The sequence below is a fragment of the Mucilaginibacter sp. genome (genome assembly GCF_965277465.1).
Taxonomy (GTDB): domain Bacteria; phylum Bacteroidota; class Bacteroidia; order Sphingobacteriales; family Sphingobacteriaceae; genus Mucilaginibacter.
In genome coordinates, this window is the sequence record NZ_CBDICW010000002.1 from 1,686,385 (window position 1) to 1,701,764 (window position 15,380).

At 41.7% G+C, this 15,380-nt stretch carries 14 protein-coding genes; 6 read left to right on the forward strand and 8 right to left on the reverse strand.

Annotated elements, in window-relative coordinates; genetic code table 11:
- Positions 1 to 4: 4 nt before the first annotated feature.
- Positions 5 to 895: an MOSC domain-containing protein gene (locus ACQY4U_RS19765; RefSeq protein WP_428331180.1), complete on the reverse strand. Its 891-nt coding sequence runs from the start codon at positions 893 to 895 to the stop codon at positions 5 to 7.
- A gap of 153 nt (positions 896 to 1,048) precedes the next feature.
- Here ACQY4U_RS19765 and ACQY4U_RS19770 point away from each other — a divergent pair, with 153 nt between their 5' ends.
- The 5 genes from ACQY4U_RS19770 (at position 1,049) to rpmA (ending at position 4,198) form a co-directional block, all read left to right on the forward strand.
- Positions 1,049 to 1,369: a YbjQ family protein gene (locus ACQY4U_RS19770; RefSeq protein WP_428331181.1), complete on the forward strand. Its 321-nt coding sequence runs from the start codon at positions 1,049 to 1,051 to the stop codon at positions 1,367 to 1,369.
- 22 nt (positions 1,370 to 1,391) lie between these two features.
- A complete protein-coding gene (locus ACQY4U_RS19775) occupies positions 1,392 to 2,765 on the forward strand; it encodes a dicarboxylate/amino acid:cation symporter (protein ID WP_428331182.1) in 1,374 nt (457 codons plus the stop codon).
- A gap of 60 nt (positions 2,766 to 2,825) precedes the next feature.
- The gene (locus ACQY4U_RS19780; RefSeq protein ID WP_428331183.1) at positions 2,826 to 3,335 is read left to right on the forward strand and encodes a hypothetical protein; all 510 of its coding nucleotides are present in this window, start codon (positions 2,826 to 2,828) and stop codon (positions 3,333 to 3,335) included.
- A gap of 72 nt (positions 3,336 to 3,407) precedes the next feature.
- A complete protein-coding gene (gene rplU / locus ACQY4U_RS19785; protein ID WP_428331184.1) occupies positions 3,408 to 3,716 on the forward strand; it encodes a 50S ribosomal protein L21 in 309 nt (102 codons plus the stop codon).
- A gap of 47 nt (positions 3,717 to 3,763) precedes the next feature.
- Complete coding sequence (gene rpmA, locus ACQY4U_RS19790) at positions 3,764 to 4,198, forward strand: 50S ribosomal protein L27 (RefSeq protein ID WP_428331185.1); 435 nt, start codon at positions 3,764 to 3,766, stop codon at positions 4,196 to 4,198.
- 201 nt (positions 4,199 to 4,399) lie between these two features.
- Here the strand turns inward: rpmA and ACQY4U_RS19795 are convergent, their stop codons facing one another.
- The 7 genes from ACQY4U_RS19795 to pbpC all read right to left on the reverse strand — a co-directional run bounded on the left by ACQY4U_RS19795 (position 4,400) and on the right by pbpC (position 14,647).
- Positions 4,400 to 5,992, reverse strand: a complete 1,593-nt coding sequence (locus ACQY4U_RS19795; protein ID WP_428331186.1) for a M1 family metallopeptidase — start codon at positions 5,990 to 5,992, stop codon at positions 4,400 to 4,402.
- Between the two features lie 4 nt (positions 5,993 to 5,996).
- Complete coding sequence (locus ACQY4U_RS19800; RefSeq protein WP_428331187.1) at positions 5,997 to 6,401, reverse strand: energy transducer TonB; 405 nt, start codon at positions 6,399 to 6,401, stop codon at positions 5,997 to 5,999.
- 13 nt (positions 6,402 to 6,414) lie between these two features.
- Positions 6,415 to 7,389, reverse strand: a complete 975-nt coding sequence (locus tag ACQY4U_RS19805; protein WP_428331188.1) for a polyprenyl synthetase family protein — start codon at positions 7,387 to 7,389, stop codon at positions 6,415 to 6,417.
- 75 nt (positions 7,390 to 7,464) lie between these two features.
- Positions 7,465 to 9,600 (reverse strand): ribonuclease R, encoded by a 2,136-nt coding sequence (gene rnr / locus ACQY4U_RS19810; protein ID WP_428331189.1) that lies wholly within the window; start codon positions 9,598 to 9,600, stop codon positions 7,465 to 7,467.
- Positions 9,601 to 9,689: 89 nt separating this feature from the next.
- On the reverse strand, positions 9,690 to 11,405 hold the full coding sequence (locus ACQY4U_RS19815) for an ABC transporter ATP-binding protein (protein WP_428331190.1): 1,716 nt from the start codon (positions 11,403 to 11,405) through the stop codon (positions 9,690 to 9,692).
- Complete coding sequence (locus tag ACQY4U_RS19820) at positions 11,405 to 12,115, reverse strand: 3'-5' exonuclease (RefSeq protein ID WP_428331191.1); 711 nt, start codon at positions 12,113 to 12,115, stop codon at positions 11,405 to 11,407. Before ACQY4U_RS19820 ends, ACQY4U_RS19815 begins: the two co-directional genes overlap by 1 nt.
- Positions 12,116 to 12,223: 108 nt before the next feature.
- A complete protein-coding gene (gene pbpC, locus ACQY4U_RS19825) occupies positions 12,224 to 14,647 on the reverse strand; it encodes a penicillin-binding protein 1C (RefSeq protein WP_428331192.1) in 2,424 nt (807 codons plus the stop codon).
- Between pbpC and ACQY4U_RS19830 the strand changes: the two genes are divergently transcribed.
- On the forward strand, positions 14,626 to 15,351 hold the full coding sequence (locus tag ACQY4U_RS19830; protein WP_428331193.1) for a glycosyltransferase family 2 protein: 726 nt from the start codon (positions 14,626 to 14,628) through the stop codon (positions 15,349 to 15,351). The genes pbpC and ACQY4U_RS19830 overlap by 22 nt on opposite strands.
- Positions 15,352 to 15,380: the final 29 nt, after the last annotated feature.

A 15,380-nucleotide genomic window follows, 5' to 3' on the forward strand; every position in this document is an offset into this window, starting at 1 on the left:
ACGTTTATTTAACAATGATACCAAATGTTTTATCAATATCAATAGGTGCTGCCTTTTTAACCTCGGGTGGCATCATGAAACGCTCTTCGTGGTTTAAGCTGATGATTTGCAATGCATCACCTACACTAACAGTTCCATCGCCTTTGTGAATAAGGTTTTGCCCAAAGTAGATCTTTTTATTTTTTTGGCGATAGGAGGCCAGCGTTTTCAATGGTTCTTTGCCCTTCGCTGCTGTTTCCTGGTTTATGGTGGTTAAAACACATCGGGCACAAAGTTTTACTCCATAAAAATCAATATCGGCAATTGTGAAATGCCCAATCAGGTCTTCTTCATAGGGCTCGCCGCCGGTAAATACAATATTAGGTCTGAACCTGTCCATCGGTAAAGCTTCAGTTATCCGGCTGTTCAAATCATCGAGTGATGCCTGCCCGATCAGCAGAAAAGGGTATGCATCGGCAAATGATGTTACTGAATCCCCTGGTGCATAGCGTTGATCAACTATGCGCCTGGTATCATCGGGCATATAAACCAAACGGCATTTTATATCAAGCATTTGGGTAAACCAATCGTCAGCTTCTTTACTTACATATTCACCAATACAGATGTCATCCCAAATAATAACCATTTCCCGGTCGGTAGTAACAGTTGTATTAAAGGGGATAGTAAACGTACTTTTATTTTCCCGGTGAGTAATACGAAGCCCATTGCTTTCAATGGCTACCTGTAATTGTGTTAACTGCGGGTATACGCGCTGGGTAATAAAGGAATTATGCTCATCAACCAACATCCAGCGCCTGTCGTGCTCAAAACCTTTATCAGTAACTACAGCATTCTTTACTGAAATTCCGGGGAGGGATTTTATAGGGTAAATGTATATTTCACTTATCTGGCGCATTTATTATGATCGGTTGTATACAAAAATATAAAAACGCAGGCATAATTTAAGCTTTTGGCAGCTATGAATATTCAACTCTCAATATATTTAAGGATTATATTAGTAACAATCTATTAAACCTAACATCCTATATTAGATAAAAAAATTAAAGTTATGATAGTTACAACCAGCACAAGTTTAGAGGGATATAAAGTAACCCAGCATCTGGGTATAATAAGAGGTATAACCGTACGCTCGCGTGGCATTGGCGGTAATTTTATGGGAGGCTTGCAAACCATATTTGGCGGCCAGAACACTGTTTACACCGAACTATGTGAAACTGCCCGCGAAGAAGCCTACCAGTTAATGATACAGCATGCACGCGAGCATGGCGCCAATGCCGTTATCAACATGCGGTATGATGCAAACGAAGTAATGCAGGGTGTTACCGAAGTTTTAGCTTATGGCAGTGCTGTGGTTGTAGAAAAATTGTAGTTTTGCTGGCTCAAGCAATTCTATGCACAAAAGCAAACTTACGCTTTACATATTTGTAGCCCTTGTTTTGGGTGTTATAGCGGGTTACCTATACAATGTATATGTAATTAATGCCATTAACACAAAAATGGCAGTTGCCGAAGGCAATATTAAAGCCATTGGCATTAAGTTAGCCGGCATAAAAGATACAACTACAGCAACTTATCATTCGCTAAAAACAGAAAAAACCACCCAGTTAACTATCCGCCGCGAAAGCGATAGTTTGCGTGAGGATAAGCTGGAAGACTTTACTATTTTAAGTGATATTTTTTTAAGGCTGATAAAAATGATAGTGGCGCCCCTGGTATTCACTACATTGGTGGTTGGTGTAGCCAAGGTTGGCGATGTAAAGGCCGTTGGCCGTATCGGTGGTAAAACCTTATTGTGGTTTTTGAGCGCCACACTGGTATCGCTGCTATTGGGTATGCTGTTGGTAAATCTTTTTGAGCCGGGGCAAACCATGCATTTAACCTTGCCCGATAGTCATTTAAGTACCGATGTTAAAAAGGCATCCTTATCATTAAAGGATTTTATAGGCCACGTTTTCCCGAAGAGTTTTATTGAGGCGATGGCCAATAACGAGATATTGCAGATTGTGGTATTCTCCATCTTTTTTGGAATTGGAACAGCCGCCATAGGCGAAAAAGGGGAGGTGGTTATTAAAGCTATGGATGCCATTGCCCATGTTATATTAAAAATAACAGGCTATGTAATGCAGGTTGCACCATTGGCTGTGTTTGGTGCTATAACAGCCATTATAGCAAAGCAGGGCTTAGGCATATTATCAACCTATGCCATTTTTATTGGCGAGTTCTATTTTTCGCTCATCATACTCTGGCTCATAATTATTTTTGCAGGCTTTGTTGTTTTGCGTAAACGCGTATTTACACTGGTAAACAATATTAAAGATGCCATGCTTATTGCTTTCAGTACCTCAACCAGTGAGGCGGCCTACCCTAAGGTATTGCTGGAACTGGAGCGCTTTGGCTGCAGCAATAAAATTGTGAGCTTTGTTTTGCCGTTGGGCTATTCATTCAATTTGGATGGATCAATGATGTATATGACCTTTGCATCGTTGTTTTTGGTGCAGGCCTACAATATGCATTTATCATTTGCCCAGCAAATAACCATGCTGCTGATACTAATGCTCACCAGCAAGGGCGTAGCAGGCGTGCCAAGAGCATCGTTAGTGGTAATTGCGGGTACCATGTCTATGTTCAATATTCCGGAGGCAGGGCTGGCTTTGCTGATAGGGATTGATCCATTGCTGGATATGGGCCGCTCGGCAACTAATGTTTTAGGTAATGCTATGGCAACGGCTGTAGTAAGTAAATGGGAAAACGAATTGACGGAATGAGTTCAGGTTCATCATTCAATCAATAATTAAACAGATCAACAAATCAATAATTAAATATACATGTCTGATAAAGCTAAAAAAGTATTTCTACTGCTAACCATCGTGGTGCCGTTTCTGCTGTACTGTGTTTATTACTATACCCGGATGCTTAAGAACGCACCTTATAAGTTTACAGAGTTTAAATCCTTTGTGATCCAGTACGGCGAGGGAGATAGCCTGGTAAACAAGTACGATTCAAAAACCGGGGATTACCAATACGTAAATAAGCACGATTCGATCATTAAAAAGAATTTGCTGCTTACAAAGGACGACCTGTTGTATTTACACCGCAAGGCTGCTGATTTAGGCTTTTGGGATTTCCCGGCTAATGAGATGAGTACCGATACCATGAAATTTAATGGCAAAAAGCCCTTACATTATTATATCGCCTTTAATTATGAGCGTAAAAGTAAAAAAGTGATGTTTGATGAGGCTTTTGACGGCGATACCAAGCTGAAGGATGCCAATGAACAACTGATAAAAGAAATACTGCATGTTTTGGCTGATGCCGAAGACCGGAATAAAAAATAAACTGTGTGTTGCAAATTGTAAGAACTATTCCTATATTTGCACCTCGAATTTTAAAACAATAATTAACAAACAATGTACGCAATAGTAAGTATAGCAGGACAGCAATTCAAAGTTGCAAAAGACCAGCAGATCTTTGTACACAGGTTACAAGGTGATGAAGGCGCTATTATTGAATTTGACAATGTATTGTTAGCAGAGAACGAAGGCGCATTTAAATTAGGTTCTGATTTAAAAAGTGCTAAGGTTTCAGCTAAGATAGTGTCTCATTTAAAAGGTGATAAAGTAATTGTCTTCAAAAAGAAGAGAAGAAAAGGTTACAAAAAGAAAAACGGTCACCGTCAGCAATTTACCAAGATCGAGATCACAGGTATCACATTATAATTAAAGTTTAATCGGGATCTGTTTGATCTCATAAAAGATATTAAGAAATGGCACACAAAAAAGGGGCCGGTAGTTCCAGAAACGGCCGCGAGTCACATAGCAAACGTTTAGGTATCAAGATATTTGGTGGTCAGCCGGCAATTGCAGGTAACATCATCGTACGTCAGCGTGGTACTAAACACAATCCAGGCCTTAACGTAGGTATTGGAAGGGATCATACCTTATTTGCTTTGGCAGAAGGTATTGTAACTTTCAAAAAGAAAGCAGACAACCGTTCATACGTTTCTGTACTTCCTTTTGAATTTGAGCCTGAAGAAGTTGAGGTTGCACCTGCACCCGTAGCTAAGGCTGAAAAGAAAGCTGTTGAAGCAAAAGCACCAGTTGCTGAAGCGGTAGCAGTTGAAGAAGAAGCTCCAAAAGCAAAGAAAGCACCTGCTAAAAAGAAAGCAGCCGATACTGAAGAAGCACCGGCAGCTGAGTAATTAGCTAAGCTATCATATTTTTAAAAAGCCCTGATCTATATTAGATCAGGGCTTTTTGTTTTTAGCCGAATGCTTAAGCAGTAATAAACCCGTATTTATAGAAATCCATCTTAGATATAAAATGAAAAATCCTATGCGGCTTGAACATATTTCAAACTGCACAGGATTTCTTTTTATGGCTGATTTATAAATACCGGGGGCTTATTCAATAATAAGCTTCTTTAAATAAAATGCATCGGCATCAACTATGGGCATTGTTTTGCTGTCAATCTTAATGCCTTTACTATCAACAATCATTCTTTTTGTACCTGCATCTGTAGTAATATCCATTGGCAGCGGAATGCTCATATTATCTAACTGTATAAGATATTTATCCCTTGGTAATTGCTTAATATGCACCTCTAATTTATTTACCGAACGTAAATACAGATCAAACAAGGGCTTAAGATCTTTTCCTGACTCCTGGCTAAAGAAATTCTGCACATCATCCGTACTCACCAAGTTGCTATAGGTGTATTTAGGCGAGGTAACAAACTTTTTAAGCGCGGGATAAAACACACTATCGCCCATCATATAACAAAGCGTATGCATAAAGAATGCGCCTTTGCCGTATATGTCGCCGTTATAAGCGGCTTCCTCATCAATGTCTTTACCTATCACAATCGGAATTTTATTGCCGAAGGTAGGAGCAGATTTTTTAAAGAAATTTACATAAGCCGCCTGGCCCTCAAATTCCTTTATATATAAGGCATCACCATAAGTACAAATCCCTTCGTGGATCCAGTAATCAGCCCAGTCTTTTGCTGTTACTTTATTGCCCCACCATTCGTGGCCAAACTCATGATGCATCAGTCCGTCATAATCTTCGCCACCTACTTTGGTATAGTGAAACTTATTACCATAAGCGTTCATACTTTGGTGCTCCATACCTAAGTGGGGAGTTTCGCAAATGGCTATTTTTTCTTTTGCCCAGGGATATTCGCCAAAATATTTTTCCTGCTCATGGATGGTCTTTTCAAAAATATCTAAATGATGCTCCGCTTTTGAAAGGTGTTCTTTAAGTACATAAAATTGTAAGGGAGTTACATGCCCATCAATGGTGGTATATTTTCTTGTAACCACGGCATAGTCCCCTACATTAAATACAATGCTGTAATTATTAATGGTATAATTTGTTTTCCAGTGAAAGGTTGCTGTTTCGCCATGTTTAGTTACTTTTTGTAATAAGCCGGGGCCTGCAACAACCAGGTCCTTAGGCACGGTAATGATCAGATCTACACCTTCGTTGGGCTCGTCAGACGGATGATCCTTACAAGGGAAATACAGTTTACCACCTGTACCCTCGGCTGTTATAGCCATCCATTGGTGCCCGGTTGAATCTCTTGACCAGATGAAACCATCATCCCAGGGTGGTCTGCGGGCCACGTGGGGCTTACCACCATAAATTACCTTAACAACAGCCTTACCGGCGGGTAATTCATTCGCAAGATTGATCTTTATCAGGTTGTTTTTATACTCAAAAGGTTCTTTTTTATTATTCACCAAAACCTGACTTATTTTTAGCGAATCCAACAAGTCAAAGAGCAATACATGGGTTGGCTGGGTCATCATAACATCAATGGTTGTATAGCCATCAATCGTCCGTTGATCAAAATTGATATTCAGCGCTATGGTATAATGGCGAACATCCATTATAGCTTGTTCGGGTTTTAGCTTACCGCCTGAGGTTAGTTCCTGGGCATGTAACTGGCTTGTTGCTAATAAAGCAAGCAGGGTAAATAATTTACGGATCATTATATTATTCAGTTAGATAAAACTTTATAGATTCGGAAGTTTTGGATTTGATGGGCCTGTTGTTGCGCATTGCTGGAATCCACCTGCGCGAATTTGCCATAATCTTTAATGCCTCGGCATCAAACTTGGGCGACATGCTTTTAACGATCTGAAAATCGGATAAACGACCATCGGCCTCAACAAAAAAACTTACGGTAACCATTCCCTGTATGCTTTTATCGGCACCTTCGGGCCATTTCAGGTTTTCGGTTAGGTATTTGTGAAATGCTTTTTGACCACCGGGATATTCAGGTGGTGTTAAAATTTGAAAGTTACCGGAACTGATCTCTTTACCAACCCCAGTGAAGGCATTTTTTTGCGGATAGGAAAAAGAAATAAGTAAGGCAGGAATGATCAGCAACCAATTCATGCCTTAAATATAATTAATTCTCCCTTACCAGTAAACCATCTGCAAAATCATGCAGGTATTGTTTATGCTCTTCGGGTAAGTTAATAGCATCAAGAGCCTCAAAAGCTTTGTCAGTGTAAATCTGCATGGCTTCTTCTGCGTAATTCCTGATCTCTAACTGGTTGTAAATGGCGGTAACCGCTTCTACCTTCTCAGCCTGGTCAAACTGTTTTAATGCAATCCAGTGGGAAAGGTCTGCAGCTTGTTTATCTTTTGCCAGTTCAAGTGCTTTAATCAGCAGGTATGTTTTTTTATTGGAGATAATATCTCCGCCAACCTGCTTGCCAAATTTCTCCGGATCGCCGTAAACATCCAATATATCATCCTGCAACTGAAAGGCAATTCCTAAATACTCGCCAAAGTTGCTTAGCAAATCGGCATCTTTTATATCGGCACCGCCAATTAATGCACCAATTTTTAATGCACCACCCAACACTACGGCTGTTTTAAGGCGAATCATGTTCAGGTACTCATCAATCTTAACATCATTGCGCACCTCAAACTCCATATCAACCTGCTGGCCTTCGCAAACGCCAACCGCGGTATTATTAAAAATATCTAAAATCGGCCGCAATAAACGGTCTTCAACTTGCATCATCAGCTTATAACCTTCTATCAGCATCACATCACCTGACAGGATACCCACATTCTGATTCCACTTTTCATGTACGGTAGTACGGCCACGGCGCAATGGTGCATTATCCATAATGTCGTCATGCATCAGCGTAAAGTTATGGAACACCTCAATTGCCAGGGCAGGAGGAATAGCTGCATCAATGTCGCCACCAAAAAGGTCACAGGCCATCAAGAGCAGGGCAGGGCGCATTCTTTTACCACCGAGGGATAAGATGTAGCTTATAGGTTCATACAACTCGGCAGGGTATTGCGGGAAGCCAATTTTGTCAACTGCCTCACTTATTATTACCTGCAAATCTTCAAGTTTCTTCATTCTTATACTTATCAGTTAACCTGCCTTTAGGATAATGCCGAAAAGGAGCCGGGTTAACTTAATCAACAATAATATTTAATCCTGTACTAAAGTAAAATCGATCTGTTTTTTAGTGAGATCAACATTTTTTACCTTTATTTTAACCTCATCACCCAGCTGATAAACTTTCTTTTTACGCTGACCGATAATGGCATAGTTCTTCTCGTCTAAAGTATAAAAGTCATCCGAAATATCACGAAGACGAACCATCCCCTCGCATTTATTTTCAATGATCTCAATATACATTCCCCACTCGGTAACACCCGAAATAACACCACTAAAGATATTGCCGATCTGATCACGTAAATATTCAGCCTGTTTATATTTAACAGAAGCACGTTCGGCGTCAGCAGCCTTTTTCTCCATTTGTGAACTGTGCTGGCACAGTTTTTCATAATGCTCAGCATTGGCCGAATGCCCGCCGTTTAAATAGTGGAACAGTAAACGGTGCACCATCACATCCGGATACCGGCGTATTGGAGAGGTAAAGTGGGTATAATGCTCAAAAGCCAAACCATAATGGCTGGAGCTTTTGGTAGTATATATAGCCTTCGCCATTGAGCGAATAGCTAAATGGGTTAATACGTTCTGCTCTTTTTTGCCTTCCACATCCTCCATTAAAAAATTAAGGGATTTAGCAGTCTCTTTGTCTGATTTTGTATTGATCTTATATCCAAATCTTGCAGCAAACAGCGCGAAATTAGCCAAAGCATCAGGCTTAGGCGAATCATGCACACGGTAAACAAAGGTATATTTGTGTTTGCCTTTGCCCATTTTGCTTACAAATTCGGCAACCTTGCGGTTTGAAAGCAGCATAAAATCTTCAATCAGTTTGTGAGCGTCTTTACGTTCCTTAACGTAAACGCCGATAGGTTTGCCTTGCTCATCCAGCTTAAACTTTACTTCGGTAGTTTCAAAGCTGATGGCGCCGTTCTTAAACTTACGCTCACGTAGCTTATGGGCTAAGGCATTTAACTTTAATATTTCGGTATCAAATTCGCCGGCTTGTGCTTCAATTACTTCCTGCACTTCCTCGTAGGTAAAGCGCCTGTCTGAATGGATCACCGTTTTGCCAAACCATTCATTAATAATGTAGGCATTCTCGTCCAGTTCAAATACCGCTGCAAAGCATAGCTTATCTTCTTTAGGGCGTAATGAACATAAGCCATTTGATAAACGCTCAGGCAGCATGGGTATTACCCTGTCAACCAGGTAAACAGAGGTAGCACGGTCAAGCGCTTCCTTATCAAGGGCCGAATCGGGCTCAATATAATGCGATACATCAGCAATGTGTACACCTACTTCATAATTGCCGTTTTCTAACAGCCTGAATGATAGTGCATCATCAAAATCCTTGGCGTCAAACGGATCGATAGTAAAAGTGGTCACCTGTCTAAAATCGCGTCTTTTGGCAATTTCTTCTTCGGTAATTCTATCTGATATTTGTTCAGATTCGTGCTCAACCTCTGCCGGGAAAGATAGCGGGAAGCCATACTCTGCAAGAATGGCGTTCATTTCGGTATCATTCTCGCCCTGGGTACCTAAAATATGTTTGATACGGCCAATTGGGTTCTTGGCATCAGCAGGCCAATCGGTAATTTCAGCAACAGCTTTTATCCCGTTTTTGGCTCCGTTAAGCTCAGCCATCGGAATAAAAATATCATGCATCATTTTACGATCATCAGGAATAAAGAATGCAAACCTGTCCGAAAGCTTTACAATACCTGTAAACTCCATTTTTGCACGCTGTAATATCTCTATTACTTCGCCTTCCTTGTTTTTTCCCCGGCTTTTGGCGTATACGTAAACTTTAACCCTGTCGCCATTTAATGCATTGCGCAACTTGCGGGGGGCTACAAAAATATCGTTCTCAAACTCGTCATCGGTAACAATAAAGGCCGAACCATCATTGGTTAAGTCTACTTTACCCTCAACAAACGTTTTTAACTCCAGCAACTGAAATTTACCAGGCGCTATTTCTTTTATAGTATTTTTTTTGGCTTCGTCTTTAAGTATATCGAATATAGTTTCGCGGTCCTCAGGATCACGAATATTTAAATGGGCAGATACTTGTTTGTAATTTAACGGTACATTACCGTTTTGTTCAAATATATCAAGCACCATTTGGGTGAGTACTTTATTTATAGATGAACTGTTTTTCTTTTTAGACATATGTATTATTTGTACAAAGATACGGGATTAAGTCGTAACTGTTAAGTTCAAAGTCCATAGCCTTTAACTTGTGTTTAGCTGTAACGCTGTTAGTTAAAGACTTTAAGATTTGGGATTGAACTGATCAGTTTTTTAGTGTATTCTTCTTTTGGGTGATAATAGATCTCGTCGGGATCGCCCATCTCAACTATCTCGCCCTTGTTCATCACCATCATCCGGTCAGAGATATGTTTAATAACCGCTAAATCATGCGAAATAAAGATATAGGTGAGGTTAAACTCCTGCTGCAGCTCACGGATCAGGTTCAATACTTGAGCTTGTACCGATACATCAAGGGCTGATACCGATTCATCACAGATAATAAATTTGGGTTGCAGTGCCAGTGCACGGGCAATAACTATCCGCTGGCGCTGGCCGCCCGAAAACTCGTGCGGGTAACGGTTAAAATGTTCAGGCAGGAGGTTAACCCGCTCCAATAGTTCCAATACCTTCTTTTTTCGTTTAGTATTGTTGTTATAAAACTTGTGCACCTGCAAAGGCTCCATTAATGAATCGCCCACGGTTAAACGCGGGTTAAGCGAAGAGTAAGGATCTTGAAAAATGATCTGAATATCCCTGCGGATCTCGCGCATATCATTTTTTTTGAGGCTCCGCAGATCCGTGTTTTCAAACTGGATACTGCCCGATGTTGGTTCTATCAGCCTTAAAATGCTCCGGCCTAAAGTTGTTTTACCACAGCCCGATTCACCTACCAGTCCTAATGTTTCGCCAGGGTAAACATCAAAGCTTACCTGGTTTACTGCCTTTACATATTCTTTTTCGCGATTGAAAAATCCATTATTTACCGGGAACCAGGTGTTTAGGTTATTGATCTTCAATAAAGGCTGTTGATTGTAGAGCCTACTTTTTCGTTCATCTATTTCATTGGCCTGATATTGATAACCCTCACGGATCTTTTCAATGCTGATGGGTGCTCTTGTATCAGCATCCAAAAAATCGGAAACAACGGGTAGCTTTTTTAAATGAAAGTCGGGTGATGGGCGGCAGGCTAACAGCCCTTTGGTATATGGATGTTTGGGATGGGTGAATAATGTCTTTACAGGTGCTTCCTCCACTACTTCGCCTTTGTACATTACCAAAACACGGTCTGCTATTTCGCTGATCACCCCCAAATCATGCGAGATAAATATCAGGCTCATATTGCGTTCGGCCTTTAGTTTATGCAGCAGTTCAATTATCGTTTTTTGTACTGTAACATCAAGTGCAGTAGTAGGTTCATCGGCAATCAGTATCTCCGGGTTACAGGATAGCGCCATAGCAATCATTACCCTTTGCTTTTGCCCGCCCGAAATCTGGTGCGGGTAACTGTCAAAAATTGCTTCGGGGCGGGGGAGCTGTACTTCCCTGAAAAGTGCTAAGGTTTGCTCCTTTGCTTCGGCCTTACTCGCTTTAAGGTGTAGTTGTATAGCTTCGGTTATCTGGAAACCGCAGGTTAAAACCGGGTTAAGCGATGTCATGGGTTCCTGAAAAATCATTGCCATGCGGTTACCGCGGATCTGCCGCATTTCCTGTTCCGGCAGCTGGCATAAACTTACGCCATTTAGTAAAGCTTCTCCGGTTATAACGGTCTGCTCAGCATTCAGCAAACGCATCAACGCAAGCGAGGTGACCGATTTACCGGAGCCTGATTCGCCCACAATGCCGATGGTTTCTCCTTTGTTTAAGGTAAAAGAAATTCCTTTTACCGCTTCAAACAATCCGTTTGGTGTTTTAAATTTTATATGCAGATCCTTTACTTTCAGCATTATACGCCAACTATGGTTATGCAGTCATCAGCAATCAGGGCTTCGCCACGGTAGCGTCTTAATAGTTGTGCAGTGGCTACAACATCTTTTTGACAATAGATACATATCCGCTCCAGTTCGTTATCAACCCAGTAAACATGCCCCACCATACTGCCATCTATGTCGTCCTTGGGTGTGGGAATGTTGAAGATGGCTGTAAGTAAGCTTAAAGAGGTATAGCTTTTATAATCGCCGAATTTCCACAGCTCCATCGTATCCAAATGGTATATCTCCCAGGGTTTTTTGCCTGATAGTTCTAATTGCGAAGGGATCTTTAAACCGTTTATCAGCAACCTGCGGCAGATGTATGGAAAATCAAACTCCTTGCCATTATGGGCACAAAGGATTAAGCTTGGCGGCTGACTTGCCAGCAATGCGGAAAATTTTTCAAGCAGTTCTTTTTCATCGTGCGACGCAAAGGATTTTACCCTTAAGCCTGTTTTTTTACCATTGATAAATATTCCTACCGAGATGCAGATGATCTTCCCAAACTCAGCCCAGATCCCTGCGCGGCCATAAAACTCTTCGGCAGTTTCTTCTTTACGCTGGTATTGGGTTTTAGCATCCCAAAGTTTTTGAAAATGCTCAGGTACCTGGTCAAAACTGCTGTATTGCGGAACGGTTTCAATATCAAGCACCATCAGGTTATGAAGGTCGTATTGTTCAAGCATTTTTAATCATCGCGTTTTATTATCAGCCAATATAATAAATCAGTTGGCTGCTTTTGCCCTTAAGCGCTTAAAATTACAATTAAACTAAAGTTGTTAGGGTTAGCAGTACTACTTGGCTAATATTTCAAAGCTGATGTGTACGGTATTGCCATTACCATCAACCAATGTTAAGGTATGCTTACCCGGTGAAGGGTTGAGGGCTAACTGGTGAAAATCCTTTGTTTCGCCGGCATACTTATCATCAAGATGCCAGAAAATTTTAACCCCTGCCTGCCTGTGTGCCGCATTGAAAATTACCTTGCCCCGGTTGCCATCGGCTTCTAAAGGCACATAGATCTTTGCACCATCTTTTGGATAGATGATCTCCATCGGGTTAGCACTTTCGGCCTGAACGCAATCCGGCCTGAAAGGCGGAAGTACATGATACTGATAGTTTTTAGTTTTATAATAATACTCCATTGAGGGTGGGAGCACAAACCATTTTTTATTCACGATCTCGTCGGGCGGCACACAGTTGCCCGTTACCTGCCATTTACCATCTTTACTTAAGTGTACCAATTGGTGATACGGGCAAACCGGGGCTTTCAATCCGCTTTTGGGCACCCACATTTCATCCGTATCCTCGCAGTATTCGCCTGCACGGTAACCGCTTTGATGGCATACCTTTATTTTTACCATTTCGCCAACAGGCATTTCAAACCAATCGCGGGTTACCGGCAACAGCCGGAAGATTTCGAAAAGGGCAGGGGCGGCGGTGTTTATACCTGTAAGGCCGGGCTTGCCTTCGCCATCTGTATTGCCCACCCATACGCCAACCACGTATTTAGGGCTTATGCCAATAGCCCACCCATCCCTAAAGCCAAAGCTTGTCCCGGTTTTCCAGGCCACGCGCTGGCTCGAACTAAACTGCTGCCAAAGCATTTCTTCGCCTGGTCGCATAACCTCTTCCATAGCTTGCAGGGTATAATAAATAGAGCCAGCATCCAGCAAGCCAGATCGTTCAAGCTCAGGTTTTTTTGTAGATGGGAAACTGTAAACCGGGTTATGATAATCTGCCGGGTCATACTTGCCATTGTATTTAGTATAATGATTAAGTACCCGGGCCATATCTGCATAGGCTCCGCTCAACTCCCAAAGTGTGTTTTCGCCGCCACCTAATATCAGTGATAAACCATAATGATCTGCAGGTTTTTTAAGGGTAGTTATCCCGGCTTTCTGCAGAAAATCATAAAAACGCTCGTACTTAAACTGCTGCAGCATTTTTACGGCTGGCACATTTAATGAGCGTGACAAGGCCCGGGATGCTGGTACTGCACCATCATAACCCAAATCAAAATTTTCAGGATGGTACCCGGCAATTTGCGTGGGTATATCGGGCATCAGGCTATTGGGCAGCAGCAAGCCATCGTGCAGCATATTTGCATATAAAAGCGGCTTAAGCGTACTGCCAGGGCTGCGCGGTGCATTCACCACATCTACATCGCTTTCCATTTCCGGGTCTTCCGGGTGAGATATGTTACCGGCATATGCCAGTGTTGCCCCGGTTTCAACATCAAGTACAATGGCTGCTATGTTATTAATATCATTGGCTTTTAAAACCTGGTGATGCCGCTCTAAAATATCATTTACCTGTTGCTGCAATGCCGACCGGATACTCGTTTTTATACGGGTGTCGCCATACGTATTGCTTTGATGGTCGGCTTTAAAGCGTTCAAGAAGGTGTGGGGCAAGCTGTGGTAAGGCAAGCGGCCTGTCGGGTACAGGTTCAAATTTAGCTAATGCCGCCGTGGTTGAATCAATTACGCCTTGTTTATAAAGCTTATAGAGCAATAAGTTGCGTTTTTTTAGAAGGATGCTCCTGTTTTTTCCAGGATGAACCAATGAGGGTGAGTTGGGCAATACAGCCATCGCCGCCATTTCGCCCCAGGATAATTTATCCGGGCTACGCCCGAAGTATCGCCACGAGGCAGCATCCAGCCCGATCACATTACTGCCAAAGGGCGCATTACTGGCGTACAGGGAAAGGATCTCGTTTTTATTATAACTCAACTCTAACCGCAGCGCCATAAAAATTTCGCTCAGCTTGTTCCAAATGGTTCTTTTATGCCGGGTTGCTAACCTGATAACCTGCATGGTAATGGTGCTGCCACCACTGGTTACCTTTTTTGAGCGCATGTTTTGCCTGATAGCCCTGCCAAATGCCAACGCATCAAAGCCGGGATGGTGCATAAAACGCTTATCCTCAAAAGATATAATGCATTGCCTGAATTTTTCAGGAACTTCGGCATTCGGAGGGAAACGCCATTGCCCGTCTGATGCTATTGCCGCACCCAGTAACTGGCCCTCTGCATCATCAATAACGTAGGAGGTGGGGCTATTGAACAATGGTTTTGGCAGGCAAAACCAGAATAGCACTATCAAAGCAACTGAAAACGCCAGTATTATTATTACTTTTGGTTTTTTGATATAGATTTTTACCCGGCTTAAACCCGATCGCACTAATACTGAAAATGAAGATACAAAAGTTGTCAATTGTTATTCCGGCTTACAACGAAGGTAATACGATACATTTAATTTTAGATAAAATTAAATCGGTTCAGCTTATCGAAAATATACAAAAAGAAGTAATAATAGTTAACGATTTTTCGAGCGACCATACCGAGCAGGCAATAGACAGTTATCAGCAAGGTAATCCTGAATTGAGCATCAGCTATTTTAAGCATGAATTTAATAAGGGGAAAGGCGCTGCCCTGCATACCGGTATTTCAAAAGCAACTGGCGAATACTTAATTATACAAGATGCAGATTTAGAATATGACCCGGAAGAATATAATGATTTGCTTAAACCTGTTTGTTCCGGCTTTGCCGATGTGGTTTACGGATCAAGGTTTATGGGCAGCAACCCGCACCGGATCCTTTTCTTTTGGCATACCATTGGTAACCGCTGGCTAACCTTTGCCTCAAATATGTTCAGTAACCTGAACCTTACTGATATGGAAACCTGCTATAAACTATTTGATACCAAACTGATCCAATCTATCAAACTAACAGAACAGCGCTTTGGCTTTGAGCCGGAAGTAACGCAAAAGGTTGCACGTGTACCCAAGATCAGGATCTATGAGGTAGGGATCTCCTACTATGGCCGTACCTACGAAGAAGGTAAGAAGATTGGCTGGAAAGACGGCGTCAGAGCCATTTACTGCATTTTAAAATATGGATTTTTTAAAGCAAACTAATAAAAATGAAGAATAGTTATTAATTAATA

Coding starts and splice junctions, on each gene's coding strand:
- rpmA (WP_428331185.1), top strand. CDS start 3,764: ATGGCACACAAAAAAGGGGCCGGTAGTTCCAGAAACGGCCGCGAGTCA.
- ACQY4U_RS19775 (WP_428331182.1), top strand. CDS start 1,392: ATGCACAAAAGCAAACTTACGCTTTACATATTTGTAGCCCTTGTTTTG.
- ACQY4U_RS19795 (WP_428331186.1), bottom strand. CDS start 5,992: ATGATCCGTAAATTATTTACCCTGCTTGCTTTATTAGCAACAAGCCAG.
- ACQY4U_RS19830 (WP_428331193.1), top strand. CDS start 14,626: ATGAAGATACAAAAGTTGTCAATTGTTATTCCGGCTTACAACGAAGGT.
- ACQY4U_RS19815 (WP_428331190.1), bottom strand. CDS start 11,405: ATGCTGAAAGTAAAGGATCTGCATATAAAATTTAAAACACCAAACGGA.
- ACQY4U_RS19780 (WP_428331183.1), top strand. CDS start 2,826: ATGTCTGATAAAGCTAAAAAAGTATTTCTACTGCTAACCATCGTGGTG.
- ACQY4U_RS19765 (WP_428331180.1), bottom strand. CDS start 895: ATGCGCCAGATAAGTGAAATATACATTTACCCTATAAAATCCCTCCCC.
- rnr (WP_428331189.1), bottom strand. CDS start 9,600: ATGTCTAAAAAGAAAAACAGTTCATCTATAAATAAAGTACTCACCCAA.
- rplU (WP_428331184.1), top strand. CDS start 3,408: ATGTACGCAATAGTAAGTATAGCAGGACAGCAATTCAAAGTTGCAAAA.
- ACQY4U_RS19820 (WP_428331191.1), bottom strand. CDS start 12,115: ATGCTTGAACAATACGACCTTCATAACCTGATGGTGCTTGATATTGAA.
- ACQY4U_RS19770 (WP_428331181.1), top strand. CDS start 1,049: ATGATAGTTACAACCAGCACAAGTTTAGAGGGATATAAAGTAACCCAG.
- ACQY4U_RS19800 (WP_428331187.1), bottom strand. CDS start 6,401: ATGAATTGGTTGCTGATCATTCCTGCCTTACTTATTTCTTTTTCCTAT.
- ACQY4U_RS19805 (WP_428331188.1), bottom strand. CDS start 7,389: ATGAAGAAACTTGAAGATTTGCAGGTAATAATAAGTGAGGCAGTTGAC.